Genomic DNA, 19,880 nt, shown 5'->3' with positions numbered 1-19,880 from the left:
AAGAACAGTATCTTACTATTCAAATTCCTTGCGCGGGAGAGGGAGCAGATCGAAGCAAGATTAAGTGATGTGCCTAGATGAATGTTGAAGAGCCTACAAAAAAAATTTAGGGACATTACCTATTGCAGGAGAGCAAAATTTTTACCGGACAGTAGTGTGCCTTCGCAGGAATGACAACATCGCTTTCCTGCTGGGTTTTTCAACCCGGCCTACGTTTATTGAAATAAAATTCAAGACAGTTGCTATGTTTTAGTGCCAGAATATTTTAATGACAGTCCCCCAGACTCCTCGGGTTCCCGCGCAGATTGCGATGTGCAATTATGATTGACTCTCTCCGACCAGCTCTTTTATTTCTGCAAAAGTTTGCTGAATGAGCTCTTCCTTATTTTCAAGAGTAAATTGTGATGCATCAATCGGCTTGCCTATATGTATTTCAGCTTTTTGTTTTAGATTAAAATTAAATGTTCGCGCGGGCAAAATATTATTGGCGCCGCGTATCCCTATAGGAATAATTGTTGCTTTAGATTGGATTGCAGTGATAAATCCTCCCTTTTTAAACGAACCCAGTTTTCCATCTTTAGAGCGAGTTCCTTCAGGAGCAATCCACATAACAATCCCACTTTCCATCAATTGCTGCGCATATGCCAAGTCTTTAATGGCTTGATATTTATTTTTTCGGTCAACAAAAGGAAATTCTGCCGCTTTCATTGCTTTACCCATTAAGGGAATTTTTGCGAGTTCCTTTTTTGACAACATCCGAATGGAGTGATTTGGAAATGCTTTAAATGCAAGAGGAATATCATAAGCACTTGAGTGATTGCACATAATAATCGTGGCTTTTCCTGGTTGCGGCTGAACATTAAATGGGTTTATTACTTTATATTCTACTTGTACGGCATTCAGTAACTGATCAATCCAATGATGTAGCGCATTATCTGTCCATTGACGGCTTATGGTGCTAAAAAAATATTTAAAGAGGCAGCGCGTACTGGTAACTGCCGTATAAAACATGATATTACAAAGAATCCATGCGGTTCGTAATTGATTTGTTCTCATTCGCGTTAAGACTAAGTAAATTAGCGGTAATATAGCGCAAGTTGATTCGCTTGCCCAGATAGTTTTTAACGAGTCTATAGGATTGGCCATAGACTCTACCCTATCGAAACACAATTAATTTAAAAAAAACCTACTGCTCTGCCTAGAGTATTAATGAATGAGTCATCTGGGAGGACCGCATGAATATCAAAACCATTCGACATAATTTTATTCTCACCCCAACGTTCCTCCATGTAATTGCGATATCGAGTTCCATGTAAATGACCAATAGCGCCTATTTTTTCTCTTATCCCATGCCTTCTTTCATCTTCAATGATTTCAAAATACCGCAAATTATAATAAAGATTTTCGGGCATGAGTTCCTTCGCTTTTTTAAAGTAGGGAATGGATTCTTGTTTTTTCTCTTCAAAATAAACAAGGGTATCGGCAAGTAAATAATAAATTTTTGCGAGGATTTGACGCATTTCTTTTGATTTTGACTCATTAACGGTAATAAAAGTTTTTAGCTCCTTCTTCAACTCCTCGATTTCCTCTATATGCACTTTAACGAAATCAACTCGAGTTTTTAAGTAATCGTTAAAATCTATGGGCACGCCAAGTCGTGCAATCAGACAATCAATTTTTCGTAACAATAATTTATTATAGACTTCCATTAATGTCGTGTTGTTATTGAGAAATAGGTATTCACCGAGTCGTTGTTGCGCTTTGCTTAATTGGGTTCGATCGGATTCTTTCACAGGGTGTTCTAATTCATCAATCGCCAAAAGCGTGGTCGCATAACTCAAAGTAGCTCCCCTGAGTAGAGAATCGTGCGGCTGAATGCTCACTATTTTTTTAGCCAGCTCTATTTGTTCTTCAGCCCTCTGCATTGCTTCTTTTGTCTTTTTATACAGTAATGCTTCTTTTATCTGCGATGTATTTGTCTCAAATTGGGTAAAATAATATTCGCGTAAGAGTCTAAGATTAGACTTATTAAATTTGAGGTTTTGACTGTTTGTATATAAAACATCAGCGTCCTGAAAACGATGATTTTCCATAGCGAGGTCAAATTGATATAGAGTCCACTCGTCTCTCATCATAATGTCGTGCATGGAGTTGTCTTGTTCCAAAATTTTGGGTTCAAGTCGGACTGCCTGAGCTAAATACTCGAGGGTTTGATTGCCAGTGAATAGTTGAGTTATTCTCCATTTGAGTTTTTCTTTTTTAGCATCCTCTAAATAACTTTTGGCTATTTGAGTACGTAATTCAGGATATGATATTAAGTAAACCGTTTGCTCTTCATAACTAAAATTGTTTTTTATATAATCAACTGCTTTTTGTTGATCTTCTTTATTCGTTGATAAGAATAATGCACCAATAAGTTCCACTGCATTTATTAATGCTTGAGGGTCAGCTTCTTCTTGGGTTAAGTAAAAATCAATGAATTCTTCCCTAAATTTTTTTTTGACCTCTGAAGACCATTCCAATGCTTCATAAAATTGGTGTTGTGAAGCCAGAAATTGTGCATAGGCTTCGGCAAAGGGACTGGATTTAAAACAATCTATTGTGCTGACGGGGTGGTTGTAGTATTTAATTTGGCGAATTGCAACAGCAATTGTTTCACTGTCCTGGGGATCGATGGAAGGTAGCAAATAAGCCAGAGATTCTTGTATAAAGGCTTGACCAAAAGAGTAGTTCCTCCGAATGAATTCATTGAGTTCGGGAAAGGCAGGTGAATGAGTAATGAAATAACTGACTAATAATTGCTGGAGCTCATTAGAAGTTTGATTTGTTCTTGGTAAATTGACTAAACGTATAAAGTTCGTGGAAATTGGAAATCCATCGCTGCTTTTACTCAATTCTTTAGATTTAAAACCTTTTAGGTAGCCTGCATAGGCAATTTTACCTAAGGTCATTTCAATGCGATCAGAGTGGCAATGATTCTCAAAACCTAACCAGCCTTTAAATGATTCAAAAAGGGTACGAAACCAACTGACCTGAAAAACATCGATTCCATCCGTGTAGAGTCTTTGCCTGGGACATGAAGCAATTTCTCGCCAAAACATTTGATATTCATCTTTATCAAAATCGTAAATAAGAAAGTCTGGAAGATGCACTGCTCCTTTTTCTTGATAGTGTTCAGCGATATGTCGTGCTAATCTTAAACGTAACATAAAAAATCCCAGTAAAATTAGGCGATTATATGGTAATTTAAAATCAAGTATTGGGCAATTGAGTTATAGAATGGACAAACTTAAGTGGATGTTTCATTTTGGCATTGGGGACAAAAAAAGGAATTCCGCCCAGAAATGACAACGGATTCAATAGGATGTTGACAGAGCAAGCATGGTTGATTTTTTCGACCATATACTTTAAGCGATATGCTAAAATATCCTGGTTTGCCATCAAAAGCATAAAAATCACGTAGGGTAGTGCCACCACATAATATAGCCTGTTTGAGTACCTCTTTAATCTGTTTCGCAAGTGTATAACACGCTTCTTCTGAAAGCATTTTTGCTGGGGTATTAGGGTGAATGTTCGCTAGAAAAAGACTTTCTGTAGCATAAATATTTCCAACACCCACCACAATTTCACCATCCATAATCAATGATTTAATCGGTTTATTCTTATTTTGAACTTTTTGAAAGAGGTAATCACCATTAAATTCCTCACAAAGAGGTTCAGGACCTAAATGGCGAAGTAATTGGTGTTGGTAAGGGTTTTCATTAATGTACAGAAATAAACCAAAACGCCTGGGGTCACAGAATCGGAGCACGAACTCGTTTGTCATTGTTAAGAGGATGTGATCATGTTTTTCTGGCTTACTTTTACCCGATATGATACGCAGGTGACCTGACATTCCCAGATGAATTAAAAGATATCCTTCTGTGAGCTGGATTAGAATGTACTTTGCCCTACGAGAAACAGCAATTATTTTTTTGCCGACACACAATTGATCCAAGTTGTCGGGAACCGGGATGCGGAGTTTCGAATTGCGTACAAGAATTTCTTTAATTATCTGGCCTTCCAGATGGGATTTAATTCCTTCTTTTGTCGTTTCAACTTCAGGTAATTCGGGCATTATTTTTTATCGTCATGTTCAATGATTCTACCCTGACTTTTATTAATCTCTTCTGTTTTAGTCGATTTACTTGGGAACAAATATTGTTTTATTGTTGCAACCAACCAAAGGATTCCTCCTATGAGAAGCCCCCAAACCAAAACATACGAGAACATAAATAACAGACCAAAAAATAGTGCAATAGCAACCCCTGCTACCAGGAAAGGCACCAAATTTTCAAGAATTTTTCCTAAAGGAGATTTTTCGTTCATAACATAATTTCCTATCTTATTATTTATTAATTATCGGCTACATAATGAAATGTTGCAACGTAAAGAGTAAAATTGTGTTATCCTTAGTATGATATAAGGATTATTTTAAATTCTTACATTGAGTACCTAGCTAATGGATGAGTTTTTTCTTAATTTGCATTTTTGCATTTGAAGTGGAGCTATTATGGTTTTTGGCTATTTAAACCTGTCTTTTTGGGGATATGTGGTTGCAACATTGATTTTGACGCAAATTACTATCGCCGCAGTAACATTATATCTTCATCGCCACCAAACGCATCGAGCGTTGACTATGCATCCGATTATTAGTCATTTTTTCCGGCTTTGGCTGTGGCTAACTACCGGGATGGTTACTGCAGATTGGGTGGCTATTCATCGAAAACATCACGCATCAGCAGATGTTGAAGGGGATCCGCATAGCCCTGTAGTGTTTGGTATTAAAAAAGTATTTTGGGAGGGAGCTGAGCTCTACAAAGTAGCCCGTAAAGATAAAGAAATGGTCGCTAAATACTCTCATGGTACTCCTACAGATTGGCTGGAGCGAAAAGTTTATTCTCCCCATTCTGCCAAGGGAATTTTTCTCATGTTGTTTCTCGACTTATTCCTATTTGGAGTTCCTGGAATCACGATTTGGGCAATTCAAATGATGTGGATACCATTTCATGCTGCCGGTGTAGTTAATGGAATTGGCCACCATTGGGGCTATCGAAATTTTGAATGTCCGGATGCTGCACGAAATATTATCCCCTGGGGCTTTTGGATAGGGGGTGAAGAATTACATAACAACCATCATACTTTTGCTTCTTCAGCCAAGTTTTCCATTAAATGGTGGGAGTTTGATATGGGTTGGATGTACATTCGAATTCTTTCCTTTTTAGGCCTTGTCAAAGTAAAAAAATTACCTCCAAAACTGGCGATGGAAAAAGGAAAGCTGCAAGTAGATTTGGATACGGTGAAAGCAGTTATTGCGAATCGTTTTCAGGTTATGTCGAACTACTATAAAAGCGTGATTAGACCCATACTCAAGCAAGAAAAGCATAACCATATTGAAAATAAAGAGGAAAAAAAACTTTTTGCGCGTGCTGGAAGCTTATTGAGACGTGAAAATTGTTTGTTGAATACAAGAGCTAGAATGCGTTTATCTCATCTGTTGGAAGCACGCGAACAATTGCGCATCGTATATGCATACAAGCAATCGCTACAAAATATTTGGTTAAAAACAGCCGCTACCCAGAAAGAGTTAATCGAAGCATTACAGCAATGGTGCAGGCAAGCAGAAGAGTCTGGTCTTGAAGTCTTGATGCAATTTGCCCAACAGCTAAAAGGATATGTTCCTGTATATAGGTAATTCTTTTTGAAATTTCTCACCATGTTGTCTCATAGAGGAGAGAACAGGTGAGAAGTAATCGTTTTATTTGTTTTTTAGTTTCGATTGTCTATAGTAGTATTTTATTATCGCAATAACAGGGAGTTGGTTATGATGAAAGGTGTAGCAATAGTTACTGGTGGAACTGGTGGTATAGGTACAGCCATTTGTCAACGTTTAGCTGCCGATTTTCAGGTTGTCGCGTGTTATTTCAAACATGGAAAACATGAAGAAGCGAAGCAATGGCAAGAAGAGCAAAAAAAGCTTGGTTACGATATTGATATCGTTTATGGTGATATCGCACAATTTGCTGATTGTGAAAAAATAGTGGCTTTAGTCATGGAGCGCTATGGTAGTGTTGATGTACTGATTAATAATGCAGGTATCACTCAAGATTGCAGTTTACGAAAAATGTCTCCAGATCAATGGCAAGATGTTATTGATGCTAATTTGACCAGCGTATTTAATATGACCCGCAATGTAATCCCAATTATGATCGATAAGGGTTTTGGCCGCATCATAAGTATTTCCTCAATTAATGGACGAAAAGGCCAATTTGGTCAATGTAACTATGCTTCAACTAAATCCGCATTGTATGGGTTCACCAAAAGCCTGGCTTTAGAAGTGGCAAATAAAGGTATAACGGTGAATACAGTTTCTCCTGGTTATGTAGAAACTCCAATGCTTACTTCTTTAAAAGAAGAGGTACTCAAATCAATCATCGCAAGTATTCCTGTTGGTCGCTTGGGAAATCCAAAAGAAATAGCGGATGCGATTGCTTTTTTAGCATCCCCTGATAGTGGGTTTATTACCGGTGCAAACTTGGATATTAATGGCGGACAGTATATGTAAAATTAAGCTGCTCTAGATTTGATTGATAATCCAGGGCATTACCGTCTTTTCATCATTAATTTTCGCAAAATCCTAACTCATAGAGAACCATATGCAACATAATAATATTGTATTGATCACTGGAGGTACCGGAGATATAGGTACAGCAATTGCAAAGGAGTTGAACTCTTCTTACAAACATGTTTTTTCTCTTGATTTAATTTCTGAAGAGGAAGGGAAAGCATGGAAAAAAGAGTTAATGGATGAAGGATGTAAGAATATCTATTTTCGTCATATGGATGTAACTGATTATGAGCAATGCGGAAAGGTTATTGCTTCCATTATTGAAGAATACGGTAATATTGATGTGCTCATTAATAATGCGGGTATTACTCGAGATGCTGTATTTACAAAAATGACCAAACAGCAATGGGATGAAGTATTAACTGTTAATCTTGATGGCATGTTTAATGTAACCCGTCATGTAGTTGAAAACATGAGAGAACACGAATCAGGACGAATCGTCAATATTTCTTCGGTGAATGCGCAAAAAGGTCAATTTTCGCAAGCCAATTACGCCGCTTCAAAAGCAGGTGTTTATGGTTTTACCAAAAGTTTGGCACAAGAATTAATGAGTAAAAACATCACTGTGAACAGCCTTTCTCCTGGCTATGTGGATACTCGATTAATGAAAGGTATTAGACCTGATATCCTGGAAGGGATTATTGCCCAAATTCCTGCAAAGCGTTTAGCTCAGACTCGAGAGATTGCTTGGGCTGTAGAGTTTTTGATTAGTGAGAAAAGTCGATATATTACCGGAGCTAATCTTAGTGTGAACGGCGGTCTCCATATGTATTAATAAGATTGCATTCTTCATTTAATTTAAAGATCATCCTCTTCTGTTTAGGAAGAGGAAAAAGGTGAAATTTTTAACAAAGCAAAATCACCTAAATATTAAGAGAAAACTATGACTCGATTAATAAAAAAATACAAAAATCGCCGACTCTATGATACTGAGACAAGTCAGTATATTACCCTTGAAGAATTGCAGCGTTATGTAGTAGATGGTGTGCAATTTAAAGTAGAAGACTCATTAACTGAGAAAGACTTAACCAATGCCATCTTGCTACAAATTATTGTGGAAATGGAGGCAGGTTCAACTCAATTTTTATCTTCAGATATTTTGCGGCAAATCATTTCTCTAGCGAATCATCCAATGCATGCTTCGTTAAAACAGATGATGGAGCAGATGTTTCAAGTGATGGAAAAACCGCTACAAAATAATCCTTATCGTCAGGCAACTGAAACCTGGAATGAGCAAATGCAAAAAATGATGCAACAATGGCAGAGTTTATTTAAAGGTTAACTGGCTGGAGTGGAATGAGTTTTAAAGCAACGGATCATAAGTGATTTAAAGATTATTTTTTATGTTGCATTGCAAAAAAAAATTTTCTAACCCATTGACAAATTTGTTCTCTATATACTAATATTATATTGTGCAATGCAACATAGAGGAGAGTATCATGGCCCAACAAAATTTTGAAAGATGGACTGAAATGGCTAAAAAACTTCAAGAGCCTTTTCAAGCCATAGCTGAATTGAATGTGAAAACTTTGCAGGGTATGCAATACCTCAAACCCGAAGAAATTGCGGGTATCAAAAAGCCTGAAGAACTATTGGAGAAGCAAATTAGTCTAGCTGTTGAAAATGGTCACAAAGCTTTAGATTACATGCAAAAATCTTTTCAAATTATTGAGAAGGCAATGTTAGGGTTTGTTCACGAAGCTAAAAAAGCGTCTGAAGTAAAGCATTAATTTAAATATCTTTTCTAAAAAGCAGTTCAAGTACTTAAGTCTGAACTGCTTTTTTATTTACATTTTAGGTGCGCCAGATAGGACCGTTCCTTGGCAGAGGCAACCTTTTTACCGTTGATTTCATCCATGAAATCATGCAAAAACCATATAAATTTATTATCAATTAATTGAATTTGAACCAAATAATCCAACGAATGGTGTTTCTAAGTGCGGGTAGAAAGGGCTTTTTTAGTTTTACACAAGAGGATACAATGCCCAAGATGAGAATGATTCTATGAATGAGGTTACTAAAATGGGGGCATTGGGTGATCATTTTTCGTTATTTAGCTAAAGAAGTGTTTATCACTCTGATTTCGCTAACCTCCATACTGGTGTTAATTTTTCTCAGTAATCAACTGATTCAATATCTCAACAGGGCTGCTTCTGGGAGTATTCCGGGTGTCATTATTATGAAGTTAATGATATTGGAGTTACCCACTTTACTGAGCTTGCTGGTTCCATTAGGTTTTTATATTGCTATGTTGCTTGCATATGGCCGTTTATATGCTGAAAGTGAGATGACGGTATTAAGAGCTTGTGGTTATGGACCAAATCAATTATTAAAACACAGTTTCATTATGGCGACAGGGGTGGCCATTGTTGTTGCTGTAGTAATGATTTGGGGTAGCCCTTTAATTTATGTCGAACGAGCGAAACTGTTACGTACTACTGGGATAAAAACTTTGGTCCAAACAATCATGCCTGGACGTTTCCATGCTATTAATGACGGTCAGGAAGTATTTTATGTCCAGTCTATGAGTCGTGATCACACTAAGGCAGAGCAAGTATTTCTGGCAAAAAAAAGTTCTGTAAATCAACAAACACGCTGGGACATATTATGGGCTGATCAAGCCTTTGCTGAAACGGACACGAAAACAGGAGAGGACTACATCATCCTGCAAAATGGAAAAGAATACCAAGGGATTCCTGGTCAAGCAGATTATCAAGTCGCAGAATTTGGCCAATATAAAGCACGCCTACCGCATCCTGTAATCAGAATATCTGAAGATCTTCGTACAATGAGTACAGTCAGTTTATTACCTTATAATAATGAAAACGTTGCCAAAGCTGCTGAGTTACAATGGCGTTTATCTGTTCCGCTCATGGTATTTACTTTGACCCTGGTTGCTGTACCTTTGAGTCGTATTAATCCTCGATCAGGAAAATACGCCAAGTTATTACCCGCAATCATTATTTACATTGTGTATGCTAATTTATTATTTATTGCGCGTGATTTCATGATTTCCGGAAAAACTCCTCAATGGATAGGTTTATGGTGGGTACATCTTATCATTGCTGGCTTTGGGATGTTTCTAATTTGGCGTAATCAGGCGAAGTTAGCATGAGCATGAAGATATTAGATCGCTACATTGCGAAAACTGTACTCAGCTCTATTGGTTTAGTCACGCTCATGCTGATAGGACTGCAAATTTTTATTTTATTTGTGGGTGAACTAAGTGATTTGGGGCGAGTTGATTACGGCATTGCACAAGCAACGGTTTTTATCTTGTTGCAAATGCCATATCAAGTCTATTTATTTTTTCCCATGGCCAGTCTCCTTGGTTGTTTGATTGGACTAGGAATTTTGGCCAATCATAGCGAATTAGTTATCATGCGTGCCTCAGGAATGTCCATAGGACAGATAACCTGGGCAGTACTAAAAGCATCGATACTGCTTATTGTATTGATTACTGCACTGGGCGAAACTTTAGTCCCATACTTATCCCATTATGCTAATGACTATAAAACTGCTGCAGTTAGTGGAGGGCAAGCATTGAGAACTTCAAAGGGTTCTTGGCTGCGTTATGGAAATGATTTTATTTCTGTTGGTTTAATACTGCCCAACAATGTTCTAAACGAAGTGTATCAATTTCGGTTTGATGCGCATCATCATTTAAAAATGTCACGTTTTATTCGTGAAGTCAGGTTTACTCCAACAGGGTGGTTTGCATATGACATACAGCAAACAGATTTTGAGGTAGATAAAACCAAAACTCAGACTTTTGCTTCCCTTCCTTGGGACGTATCCGTAAAACCAAAAATCTTGGCGATTAGCAGTATTGAACCTGATGAGATGACCTTGCAAGAACTTAATCGCTACATACGAGAGCAAAAACATAATCATCAGAATGTACATACTTATCAGTTTGCTTTTTTACAACGGATTATTCAACCGTTTACGACCATGGTGATGATGATTCTCGCCATCCCATTTATTTTTGGTCCGTTGCGTTCGACAACTATGGGGTCGAAATTATTGGTGGGTGCTGCAGTGGGATTTAGTTTTCATATCTTGAGCCGGTTTTTTGGTCCTCTTAGCACTGTATTTCAATTGCCGCCTGAATTAGCTGCTTTAGGACCTACTTTTATTTTCGCGCTATTGGGCTTGTATTTGATGAGAAAAGTCCGGTAACTCACCTGATGATTTATAGCAGATTCTTCTCAGGCGTTTATGGTAGAATATTGATCACAGAGGCAACATATCAAAAAATGAAAATTCAACGCCGACAGAGTAGGGAATCCACTGTTTGCGTATTGCGCGTGTCATACCATTTGCCCTGCGGCCCATCCCGATGACCAAGCCCATTGAAAATTATATCCTCCTAACCAACCGGTAACGTCCAAGGCTTCTCCAATGAAATAAAGCCCTGGGATATCTTGGGCTTCCATAGTTTTGGAAGAAATTGCATGGCAATCTATACCTCCAATAGTTACTTCTGCAGTACGATATCCTTCAGTCCCGTTAGGCTTTACCTGCCAAGAGTTAAGCTGTTTTGCTACAGATTCCAAATGATGATTGGAGAGTTCAGCAAGTTTCTTTTCAGCAAGTTCTGGTGAAATAAAGAGTTCAATCACGCGTTTAGGTAAATGTGTGGACAAGATAGAGTTTAATTGTTTTTGTGGTTTTTCAGATCGCACGCTTTTTAAGTAATTCAAGAGATTGATTTCGGGCAATAAATTGATACTAATACTTTCTCCTGCATGCCAATAGGACGATAATTGTAAAATTGCAGGACCACTCAAACCACGATGAGTAAATAATGTATTTTCACGAAATTCAATACGTGCATTTTTAACTAAACTGTCAATACCAATCCCAGAAAGTAGAGCGATTCTTTCTTTTTCCAATACATCCAGAGTAAGAGGAACCAACCCAGCTCGAGTCGGCCATACTTTAATATCAAATTGCTCTGCAACTTTGTAGGCAAATGGACTAGCACCCATGGTCGGTATGGATAAACCTCCGCTGGCAATAACTAGAGATTGGCACTGAAATATTCCCTTAGTGGTTTGCAGTTTAAAGTTTTGTGATTTTTGAATTTTTTCTATGCTGGTATTTAGGTGTATCGTGGCACCTGCGGCACCACACTCTTTAAGCAACATATCCACGATGTCTTTCGATTTATTATCGCAAAACAATTGTCCTAAGGTTTTTTCATGGAAAGGAATTTTATGTTTTTTAACAAGTTCAATAAAATCCCATTGGGTATAGCGGGTTAACGCGGATTTAAAAAAATGAGGGTTATGGGAGTTATATTTTTCAGGCTCAATATAATAATTAGTAAAATTACAACGACCTCCTCCCGACATTAAAATCTTTTTACCTACTTTATTTGCGTGATCCAAGATCAGGACTTTACGGTGACGTTTGCCCGCCTCAATGGCGCACATTAAACCTGCTGCACCTGCACCTATTATAATGACATCAACTGCTTCCATATTGGATTGACTTGTGTTAAACCTAAACATGGTACCATGCGCTGTACGTGATTCAAAGAGTTGTTCTTAGGCATAAAGGGATTTTTTATACAACTTATTCATGATAAGCACATTTTATGTACATTCTAAAACGTCTTTTAGCGATCGTATTAGGTGTTATCGTATTGCCATTACGCATCTTGGCATATAATGCGCTTTATGAAGCGACTGTATTTCTTTTGGGAGTTGCTGCTGTAATCAGCTTACCCATTTTTTTTGCATCTGCTTTTAAGGCCCTCGGCGTTTCAACTGCGAAGAATTTTCTACTGACTACTTTAATTATTTTTCCACTCGTGGCGACAGCTGTGGCAATTACTTTTGCAGTTACAACCGCTTTTTTAGTTTACAACACAATAATCAACATGCTTGAGTCCTTCTGGTTTGGTTTTAGGAGTGGATTACTTCATGAGATGCCAGGCTTTTGGAGTGCGTTCGCGTCGCAACATATTTTAATGCAAGACATCGATTTGCATGTAAGCGCTTTTCAGGCAGGTGTGCATGAATTAATCGATGATGTTGATTTTGATGGCTTCCAACGAATAAGAGGGGAATTGCACGATGTTGTGGTAGTAAAGGAGGATTTGGAAGTTCCAGATTTAGAAAGCAAGGACACAAGGGCATCTCTTACCTTATTAAATGACATTGAATTAGAAAAAATCAACACACTCATAAAGGAATTGACTAATCCCAAAGCCCCGTTATCTCCAGAAGAAAAACAACAGTTGGATGCTTTAAAAACGTTGTACACTCAATACAATGATTTATCAAAAAAGCTGGAGGATGTACGAACTGCTTTAGTGGAAAATGATAAAACCCGAATTAAGGATGAAATGATAGCCTATAATGAGGTGGAAACACCGATATTATTGGTGAAACAATATAAAAAAGAGGAACATTGGTATAATGTTCCTGCGAGCAGCTATGTTACCGATAAAGAAAGCTTACTGCATTGGTTAAAGCAAAATCCGAAACACCCTCTCCTCAAAGATCTTCTGAAAAAACCAGACACGTATAACAAAATGGAAACACGATATATTTGGTATGAACTTACCAAAGAAGATTGCTCCTCCCAGGAATTAGCTGAGGCGGCTGCCCAAATGAATGATTTGACTCAAGCTTTATTGCCTCTATTATCCTTGCAAAAAATGAATTTAGGGCCAAGCACTGCACCTCAATCGTTTTTTGGTACGGGAGTCAATAATTCAGAGCTACCAACAACACAATTGGATACTGAATTAACGGGTCAGTCTTTGAGATGAAAGCCAAAAGTAGGGGTTTTTACAGCTCCTAATCTTGATTCAAGAATAAATGGAACATTATTGTTCTTTTTCTTCTTTTATTCGCAATGAAGATGTTAATTTAAGTTTATACTGTAAGTATTCAAGGGATCTATTTTAAGGACTGTCATTCATGAATGAACTTGATATTTTGCAATTATTTTATGATGAGATGAAAAATCGTAGTGCGACTCGAGATCAAGTTTTTTTAAGCATGGAAGAAGATGCAGCAGCAATGCTTTCTCAAAAGTTAGGACAATCTGTATCCGTTGCAGATCTGCAAAAATTAACGGACATATGCATCGCGAATGAGTGGCTGGAGCGAACGACCGCAGACCCTAATTATAAATATTTATCATTAACTGAAGCAGGACTGCAAATCATTTTAGCGAATCAGTACAGTTAATTACGCATTAAGGGTATAAACTTTAAGCAAAAGTAGGTAAAATATATCATTTTATTCTTTTTTGTTGTCAATATGCCAAAACGAACCGATATTAAATCCATCCTCATCCTTGGAGCAGGTCCTATCGTAATAGGACAAGCTTGTGAATTTGATTACTCTGGAACCCAAGCCGTACGTGCCTTAAAGGAAGAAGGTTATCGGGTGATCTTGGTTAACTCCAATCCAGCCACCATTATGACGGATCCAGAACTTGCAGATGCAACTTATGTTGAACCGGTATCTTGGAAAGAAGTAGCACGTATCATTGAAATTGAACGCCCGGATGCGCTTTTGCCCACTATGGGTGGACAGACGGCGCTTAATTGTGCTCTGGACTTAGTACGCGAAGGAATTTTAGCAAAGTATGATGTTGAAATGATCGGCGCCACACGAGAAGCGATTGATCGCGCTGAAGATAGAGAAAAGTTTCGTCAATTGATGATTAAAATTGGTTTGGATATGCCGCGTTCGGCGATTGCTCATAGTATGGAGGAGGCAATCCAGGTCCAGGCACGATTAGGTTACCCGGCAATTATTCGTCCCTCTTTTACTATGGGGGGGAGCGGTGGTGGTATTGCTTATAACCGCGAAGAATTTGAAGAAATTTGTATGCGTGGATTAGAGTTATCACCAACGCATGAGTTATTGATTGATGAATCAGTACTCGGCTGGAAAGAGTTTGAAATGGAAGTAGTACGTGACAAAAATGATAATTGTATTATTGTCTGTACCATTGAAAACTTTGACCCTATGGGAGTTCATACTGGCGATTCAATTACTGTGGCTCCTGCACAAACACTTACTGATAAAGAATATCAACGCATGCGGGACGCAGCCATTAAAGTGTTAAGAGCGGTAGGTGTTGATACAGGAGGTTCAAACGTACAGTTTGCTGTTAATCCAGAGGATGGGCGGATGCTTGTGGTTGAAATGAACCCAAGGGTTTCTCGAAGCTCTGCTTTGGCCTCCAAGGCAACTGGCTTTCCTATTGCAAAAGTTGCCGCAAAGCTGGCTGTTGGCTACACGCTTGATGAGTTAAAAAATGAAATTACTGGAGGTAAGACGCCGGCTTCATTTGAACCAAGCATTGATTATGTAGTCACTAAAGTACCACGATTTAATTTCGATAAATTCCCGCAAACTTCAGATACCCTGACGACACAAATGAAATCAGTTGGTGAAGTGATGGCAATTGGATCCAATTTTCAGGAATCCTTACAAAAAGCAATACGGGGTTTAGAGATAGGACGTTGTGGTTTGCATCCCTTATTCAAAAAGAGCGATTTAGCACGTTTAAGAGGCCATTTGCGAGAACCAACTCCAGATAGACTTTGGTATATCGCTGATGCGTTTAGAAACAATATGACCCTTGAAGAAATTCATCAGGAAAGTCGTGTTGATCCCTGGTTCTTGGCCCAAGTCGAGGAACTGGTTGCTCTGGAATGTTCTGTGACTGGAAAGAAATTGGCAGATGTCGGTGCACTTACTTTACGTCTCCTGAAGCAGCGTGGTTTTGCCGATGCCTATTTGGCTAATATTTGGTCGTGTACTGAAGAGGAAGTACGCAAAAAGCGAAAAGAACTAGGGATTGTTCCTGTCTACAAACGCATTGATTCCTGCGCAGGTGAATTCCCCAGTGATACGGCGTATATGTATTCGTGTTATGAAACCAGTTGCGAAGCTCGTCCTGATACCGACAAGAAAAAAATTATGATTCTTGGTGGAGGACCGAATCGAATTGGTCAGGGAATTGAATTTGATTATTGTTGTGTGCACGCAGCTATGGCTCTTAGGAACGCAGGTTGCCAGACTATTATGGTTAATTGTAACCCTGAAACTGTATCGACCGACTTTGATACTTCCGATCGTTTGTATTTTGAACCGGTGACTCTAGAGGATGTTCTAGGGATTGTCGATGTAGAAAAACCGGAGGGAGTTATTGTTCATTACGGTGGACAAACCCCTTTAAAATTAGCACGAGCGTTAGAGGCAAATGGCGTTAAAATAATTGGAACCTCTCCTGATGCAATTGATAGGGCAGAAGACAGGGATAGGTTTCAAAAATTAGTTACCGAATTGAAATTACATCAACCTGATAATGGCACTGTGCGTAGTGAGGCAGAAGCTATCGCTTTAGCAAATAAGATCGGTTATCCCTTAGTAGTAAGACCTTCCTATGTTCTTGGGGGGCGGGCTATGGAAGTTGTCTATCAAGAAGATGATTTGCGCCATTACTTATCGCATGCAGTTGCTGTATCCAATGATTCTCCCGTATTGTTGGATAAATTTTTAGATAATGCAATTGAAGTAGATATTGACGCAGTTTGCGATGGCAAAGAGGTATTGATTGGTGCCGTAATGGAACACATAGAGCAGGCTGGTATTCATTCAGGAGATTCTGCTTGTACTTTACCCCCATTTAGTCTTAGTGTTGTGGTACAACAGGATTTAATGGAACAAATGCGTCAAATGGCATTGAATTTAGGGGTGGTTGGGTTGATTAATGCGCAATTTGCTATTCAAGCGGATGATATTTATGTTCTGGAGGTAAACCCAAGAGCTTCAAGGACAGTTCCTTTTGTTTCCAAAGCGACAGGGTTACCTTTGGCCAAAATTGCGGCTCTTTGTAAACTGGGTATTAGTTTAAAAGAACAAGGTTTAAGTCAAAATCACCATATGCCATCCTTCTATTCAATTAAGCTCCCGGTTTTCCCTTTTATCAAATTTTCTGGAGTAGACTCTATTCTTGGCCCTGAAATGAAATCTACAGGGGAAGTAATGGGTATTGCCAGACGTTTTGGACAAGCTTATGCTAAAGCACAACTGGGAGCTGGTTCGAACATACCTAAGCGTCGTCGTGCTTTTGTTTCCGTTAGGGATGCCGATAAAACGCGAGTAGGTGAAATTGCCAAGAGATTGATTGAATTAGGTTTTGAAATCATTGCAACACGCGGCACTGCTTTGGCATTACAAGCAGCGGGGGTTGATTGTCGCCGAGTATTTAAGGTGAATGAAGGCAGACCACACGTTTTAGATTTTATAAAAAATAACGAAATCGATTTTATTGTAAATACAACTGAGGGCAAGCAAGCAATCGCCGATTCCTTTGCAATCAGACGCAATGCATTACAACACAAGGTTAGCTATACTACGACCTTGTCAGGAGCTGAGGCTGCTTGTTTGGCTATGAAATATGAAGATAGAGAAACGGTAACTCGATTGCAGGATTTACATTAGGTCTGGTTCCATTTCTACTATCTTGGCCAAACTGTCCTGATTTTCTGCGTTCCGATGCTCACATGCCTTATGTATGCTGCGCTTCGGTACTCGAAAATCAGGCCATTTTGGCTCAAGCTAGCGAAATGCAAGCAGACCTAATAAAAAGAAAAAGTGCGTAGTCTGGGGACAGCGTAGCGGGACACAGGGGGTAAACATTAGGTTTCGTTTTTGCCAAGACTCCACTTATTACTGAGCTTAATGATCTCGTTTTCACCTTGATGTGAGAATGGGGTTAAAAGATAAATTACCAGGGAATTATTTTTGAGGTAGATATGAGCAAACACCCTATGACAGTTCAAGGTGCGGAAGCACTTAATTCAGAATTACAGCGTTTAAAATTTGTTGATAGGCCTCGTATTGTTGAAGCGATTGCTACAGCAAGGGCACATGGTGATTTGAAAGAAAATGCCGAGTATCACGCAGCCCGAGAACAGCAAAGCTTTAATGAAGGACGTATTCAAGAACTGGAAGCAAAATTATCTCATGCACAAATCATTGATATCAGCAAATTACCTAATAATGGCAAGGTAGTTTTTGGCGCTACAGTTACAGTGTGCAATAAAGATTCAGATGCTACGGTAACCTACACCATTGTCGGTGAGGATGAAGCAGATATTAAACAGAATAAAATTTCTTACAGTTCTCCAATTGGTCGTGCTTTAATTGGTAAGGAATTGGATGACGTAGTAACAGTAAATACGCCGGGAGGTATGGTGGAGTATGAAATTATTGATGTGCAATACATCTAAATAGCTCATTGTTCTTCTCCACTTACATCGATGCGCTTTGGCTTTCTGCCTTCCATGGCACAGCGTTGGAGAAGAACAAACACGTGACACGATTTTTGAAAGATACACAATTATAATTCACTTTTTATTTGTTGTAGTAGTAATAAGTATAAGCTCTTAAAAAGCCCACATCGAACTTTGCTCGATTACTCACTGAAAATCTATGGGGAACTGATACACTTGTAGTTTCTAAGTAAGACATAATGTGACCTGGATTTTCACTAGGGGAAAACCCAGGTTAATGCTGTGATTAAGGTTGGAATACTTCCTGCTGGATCCCACCGACAACCCATTGGCTACTATTAGAAAATTGGCGGAAATGCCAAATTTCATCAAGTTGACTCATAGGCTCATCATCTTCTTTGATGAAGCCGGTAAAGTGTACGCTTGCGATGAGTGAATTAGACTGTCGTGAAACATCGAGTAACTTGGCGTCTAAAGTGATTACTTCAGTTTTATTTGATGCATTTCCACGCTCATCTAATTGCATTTTGATTTCTGCAAATACCTCAGGTGCTGTGAATTCACTCAAATCTTGAAGGTTTTTTTGATCATATGCAGCTTGTAAACGGTTAAAGGTCACTTTAGCTTCACGCAAAAAAGTTTCAGGCACAAAACCTTCAGGGTATTGAGAAAAGTTATTTGCACTGCTGCTCGAATTGCTGTTAAACGATTGAGTAAAATTATTAAAAGGATTTTGCTTAAAAGGATTAGTTTGGCTGCCTTGTCCTGTTTGAAAACCTGGTTGCATTCTTTTGCGGAAAAAACCAATAACAAAGAAAAGGATTGCGCCAACTACTAACCATGATAAAAGCCCGCTGGCTAAACCATGTCCCATAAATAAACTGGTAAGCAAGCCGCCAATTAATAAGCCACTGAGTAATCCTCCCCATCTGCTGGGATTTTTTGTGCTTTGTCCAAGAACACTGGACTTCTGTACCTTATTGGGTGAAAACAAGGCACTTTGGGAACGCTGTATGCCAAAACTTCTGCCGGCACCAAAGCGTTTAGCAGAGGCTTCGTTAATTAACAGTCCAAAGCTTAGTAATGCAATAAGTAAATAGGAAACAAACGTACGCATAATATGAGACCTTTTTTTAAAAGAGTTAACAGTATATATGAATTCTAATGAATCTGCCTCTTTGTGATTAAAATTTTAGCGATAAGGTTTGTACATAAGAATGTTGCATGATGATGCTGCATGGAGGATACTTTAGGGGAACAACTAAAGGTCATTGATTTTGAATTGCATCGTTCAATAACCTTGGTACACAATTTTCGTCCGTAACTCAGTTGAGTTTAACTGGGAAATATTATCCTAATGTTTCTTAGGTTTAATGCTTTGCTGTATACAAACAAATTCATTCTGAATTCAGATCCGAAGACCAAAACCCGAGCTTTACTCAAGCTAGGATTGATAACCTCAAATTGTATTTATGTTATCTTCTCTCCTAGCATCTTCCATCGGTGTTTTTTCTTTTTCAAGTTCTTCTTTATATTGTTTAAACTTTCCAGCAACCTCTTGAGTACCCTCTTTTTCATCCTTCGCTTTATAAGATTCTGAAAATACTGAACCCTTGAGCTTGAAAAGCTCTTTACCAAAAAATTGATTTATGAATAATTTAAATTCATTAACAGTGCCAGGAGCCACTTTCATTGCTTTCTCATACTTAGTGACAATATTAAGAGCATCCTGGATTAATTTTTGTTGCGCTTCTTGTGCGGAAGAATTTGGATTGTTCTCATCTTCAGCCAATAGGGCTCTGAATTCTGTTTCCAGAGCAAATGCTGCTCTTCCTGCAAGATGCTCTTGCTGATAACCATATTTATAGTCAAGTCCTTTTACATCCTTATAGAATTTTTCCACTGCTTGATGTGCTTTCGATTTAGGCATAT

At 38.5% G+C, this 19,880-nt stretch carries 18 protein-coding genes; 11 read left to right on the top strand and 7 right to left on the bottom strand.

All coding sequences use genetic code 11. The features are described 5' to 3' along the window. Positions 1 to 318 precede the first annotated feature (318 nt). The 4 genes from Lani_RS03210 to Lani_RS03195 all read right to left on the bottom strand — a co-directional run bounded on the left by Lani_RS03210 (position 319) and on the right by Lani_RS03195 (position 4,368). Positions 319 to 1,056, bottom strand: coding sequence for a lysophospholipid acyltransferase family protein (locus Lani_RS03210; RefSeq protein ID WP_040523015.1), 738 nt, complete (start codon positions 1,054 to 1,056; stop codon positions 319 to 321). Between the two features lie 119 nt (positions 1,057 to 1,175). Beyond that, positions 1,176 to 3,209 carry a hypothetical protein gene (locus Lani_RS03205; protein WP_019234544.1) on the bottom strand — a complete coding sequence of 678 codons (2,034 nt, stop codon included), beginning with the start codon at positions 3,207 to 3,209 and terminating at the stop codon, positions 1,176 to 1,178. 80 nt (positions 3,210 to 3,289) lie between these two features. Continuing rightward, complete coding sequence (gene mutM, locus Lani_RS03200) at positions 3,290 to 4,117, bottom strand: bifunctional DNA-formamidopyrimidine glycosylase/DNA-(apurinic or apyrimidinic site) lyase (protein ID WP_019234543.1); 828 nt, start codon at positions 4,115 to 4,117, stop codon at positions 3,290 to 3,292. Beyond that, positions 4,117 to 4,368, bottom strand: coding sequence for a hypothetical protein (locus Lani_RS03195; protein ID WP_019234542.1), 252 nt, complete (start codon positions 4,366 to 4,368; stop codon positions 4,117 to 4,119). Before Lani_RS03195 ends, mutM begins: the two co-directional genes overlap by 1 nt. 184 nt (positions 4,369 to 4,552) lie before the next feature. On the opposite strand from Lani_RS03195, the gene Lani_RS03190 reads away from it, so the two are divergent. The 7 genes from Lani_RS03190 (at position 4,553) to lptG (ending at position 10,849) form a co-directional block, all read left to right on the top strand. Then, positions 4,553 to 5,734 carry a DesA family fatty acid desaturase gene (locus Lani_RS03190; protein ID WP_019234541.1) on the top strand — a complete coding sequence of 394 codons (1,182 nt, stop codon included), beginning with the start codon at positions 4,553 to 4,555 and terminating at the stop codon, positions 5,732 to 5,734. A gap of 129 nt (positions 5,735 to 5,863) precedes the next feature. Continuing rightward, positions 5,864 to 6,604, top strand: a complete 741-nt coding sequence (phbB, locus tag Lani_RS03185; RefSeq protein ID WP_019234540.1) for an acetoacetyl-CoA reductase — start codon at positions 5,864 to 5,866, stop codon at positions 6,602 to 6,604. A 91-nt stretch (positions 6,605 to 6,695) separates the two neighbouring features. After that, the gene (gene phbB / locus Lani_RS03180; protein WP_019234539.1) at positions 6,696 to 7,442 is read left to right on the top strand and encodes an acetoacetyl-CoA reductase; all 747 of its coding nucleotides are present in this window, start codon (positions 6,696 to 6,698) and stop codon (positions 7,440 to 7,442) included. Positions 7,443 to 7,550: 108 nt separating this feature from the next. Beyond that, positions 7,551 to 7,949, top strand: a complete 399-nt coding sequence (locus tag Lani_RS03175) for a polyhydroxyalkanoate synthesis regulator DNA-binding domain-containing protein (RefSeq protein ID WP_019234538.1) — start codon at positions 7,551 to 7,553, stop codon at positions 7,947 to 7,949. A 157-nt stretch (positions 7,950 to 8,106) separates the two neighbouring features. Further along, positions 8,107 to 8,397, top strand: coding sequence for a phasin family protein (locus Lani_RS03170; RefSeq protein ID WP_019234537.1), 291 nt, complete (start codon positions 8,107 to 8,109; stop codon positions 8,395 to 8,397). Positions 8,398 to 8,702: 305 nt separating this feature from the next. Beyond that, positions 8,703 to 9,782 (top strand): LPS export ABC transporter permease LptF, encoded by a 1,080-nt coding sequence (lptF, locus tag Lani_RS03165; protein WP_040523014.1) that lies wholly within the window; start codon positions 8,703 to 8,705, stop codon positions 9,780 to 9,782. Further along, positions 9,779 to 10,849, top strand: a complete 1,071-nt coding sequence (gene lptG, locus Lani_RS03160; RefSeq protein WP_019234535.1) for an LPS export ABC transporter permease LptG — start codon at positions 9,779 to 9,781, stop codon at positions 10,847 to 10,849. The genes lptF and lptG overlap by 4 nt, the downstream gene beginning before the upstream one ends. Before the next feature lie 131 nt (positions 10,850 to 10,980). On the opposite strand, the gene Lani_RS03155 is transcribed toward lptG, so the two are convergent. Then, a complete protein-coding gene (locus tag Lani_RS03155) occupies positions 10,981 to 12,156 on the bottom strand; it encodes a BaiN/RdsA family NAD(P)/FAD-dependent oxidoreductase (RefSeq protein WP_019234534.1) in 1,176 nt (391 codons plus the stop codon). Positions 12,157 to 12,272: 116 nt separating this feature from the next. Between Lani_RS03155 and Lani_RS03150 the strand changes: the two genes are divergently transcribed. The 4 genes from Lani_RS03150 to greA all read left to right on the top strand — a co-directional run bounded on the left by Lani_RS03150 (position 12,273) and on the right by greA (position 17,945). Then, complete coding sequence (locus tag Lani_RS03150) at positions 12,273 to 13,454, top strand: hypothetical protein (protein ID WP_019234533.1); 1,182 nt, start codon at positions 12,273 to 12,275, stop codon at positions 13,452 to 13,454. Between the two features lie 151 nt (positions 13,455 to 13,605). Beyond that, the gene (locus tag Lani_RS03145) at positions 13,606 to 13,878 is read left to right on the top strand and encodes a hypothetical protein (RefSeq protein ID WP_019234532.1); all 273 of its coding nucleotides are present in this window, start codon (positions 13,606 to 13,608) and stop codon (positions 13,876 to 13,878) included. A 72-nt stretch (positions 13,879 to 13,950) separates the two neighbouring features. Continuing rightward, the gene (gene carB, locus Lani_RS03140; RefSeq protein WP_019234531.1) at positions 13,951 to 17,154 is read left to right on the top strand and encodes a carbamoyl-phosphate synthase large subunit; all 3,204 of its coding nucleotides are present in this window, start codon (positions 13,951 to 13,953) and stop codon (positions 17,152 to 17,154) included. Between the two features lie 314 nt (positions 17,155 to 17,468). Further along, positions 17,469 to 17,945: a transcription elongation factor GreA gene (gene greA / locus Lani_RS03135; RefSeq protein WP_019234530.1), complete on the top strand. Its 477-nt coding sequence runs from the start codon at positions 17,469 to 17,471 to the stop codon at positions 17,943 to 17,945. 289 nt (positions 17,946 to 18,234) lie between these two features. Here greA and Lani_RS03130 read toward each other — a convergent pair whose 3' ends face one another. Together Lani_RS03130 and Lani_RS03125 are read right to left on the bottom strand one after the other, a co-directional pair. Next, a complete protein-coding gene (locus Lani_RS03130) occupies positions 18,235 to 19,065 on the bottom strand; it encodes a Tim44 domain-containing protein (protein ID WP_019234529.1) in 831 nt (276 codons plus the stop codon). 342 nt (positions 19,066 to 19,407) lie between these two features. After that, on the bottom strand, positions 19,408 to 19,878 hold the full coding sequence (locus Lani_RS03125; RefSeq protein ID WP_019234528.1) for a hypothetical protein: 471 nt from the start codon (positions 19,876 to 19,878) through the stop codon (positions 19,408 to 19,410). Between the last annotated feature and the right edge of the window lie 2 nt (positions 19,879 to 19,880).

Source organism: Legionella anisa (assembly GCF_001467525.1).
Taxonomy (GTDB): Bacteria; Pseudomonadota; Gammaproteobacteria; order Legionellales; family Legionellaceae; genus Legionella; species Legionella anisa.
Note: the sequence above shows the minus strand (reverse complement) of the source record. Positions and strands in the feature narration are given on the sequence as shown.

Bases quoted from the DNA above. Each gene is read 5' to 3' on its own strand.
- Lani_RS03210 (WP_040523015.1), bottom strand. From the start codon at position 1,056: ATGAGAACAAATCAATTACGAACCGCATGGATTCTTTGTAATATCATG.
- Lani_RS03205 (WP_019234544.1), bottom strand. From the start codon at position 3,209: ATGTTACGTTTAAGATTAGCACGACATATCGCTGAACACTATCAAGAA.
- mutM (WP_019234543.1), bottom strand. From the start codon at position 4,117: ATGCCCGAATTACCTGAAGTTGAAACGACAAAAGAAGGAATTAAATCC.
- Lani_RS03195 (WP_019234542.1), bottom strand. From the start codon at position 4,368: ATGAACGAAAAATCTCCTTTAGGAAAAATTCTTGAAAATTTGGTGCCT.
- Lani_RS03190 (WP_019234541.1), top strand. From the start codon at position 4,553: ATGGTTTTTGGCTATTTAAACCTGTCTTTTTGGGGATATGTGGTTGCA.
- phbB (WP_019234540.1), top strand. From the start codon at position 5,864: ATGATGAAAGGTGTAGCAATAGTTACTGGTGGAACTGGTGGTATAGGT.
- phbB (WP_019234539.1), top strand. From the start codon at position 6,696: ATGCAACATAATAATATTGTATTGATCACTGGAGGTACCGGAGATATA.
- Lani_RS03175 (WP_019234538.1), top strand. From the start codon at position 7,551: ATGACTCGATTAATAAAAAAATACAAAAATCGCCGACTCTATGATACT.
- Lani_RS03170 (WP_019234537.1), top strand. From the start codon at position 8,107: ATGGCCCAACAAAATTTTGAAAGATGGACTGAAATGGCTAAAAAACTT.
- lptG (WP_019234535.1), top strand. From the start codon at position 9,779: ATGAGCATGAAGATATTAGATCGCTACATTGCGAAAACTGTACTCAGC.
- Lani_RS03155 (WP_019234534.1), bottom strand. From the start codon at position 12,156: ATGGAAGCAGTTGATGTCATTATAATAGGTGCAGGTGCAGCAGGTTTA.
- Lani_RS03150 (WP_019234533.1), top strand. From the start codon at position 12,273: ATGTACATTCTAAAACGTCTTTTAGCGATCGTATTAGGTGTTATCGTA.
- Lani_RS03145 (WP_019234532.1), top strand. From the start codon at position 13,606: ATGAATGAACTTGATATTTTGCAATTATTTTATGATGAGATGAAAAAT.
- carB (WP_019234531.1), top strand. From the start codon at position 13,951: ATGCCAAAACGAACCGATATTAAATCCATCCTCATCCTTGGAGCAGGT.
- greA (WP_019234530.1), top strand. From the start codon at position 17,469: ATGAGCAAACACCCTATGACAGTTCAAGGTGCGGAAGCACTTAATTCA.
- Lani_RS03130 (WP_019234529.1), bottom strand. From the start codon at position 19,065: ATGCGTACGTTTGTTTCCTATTTACTTATTGCATTACTAAGCTTTGGA.
- Lani_RS03125 (WP_019234528.1), bottom strand. From the start codon at position 19,878: ATGCCTAAATCGAAAGCACATCAAGCAGTGGAAAAATTCTATAAGGAT.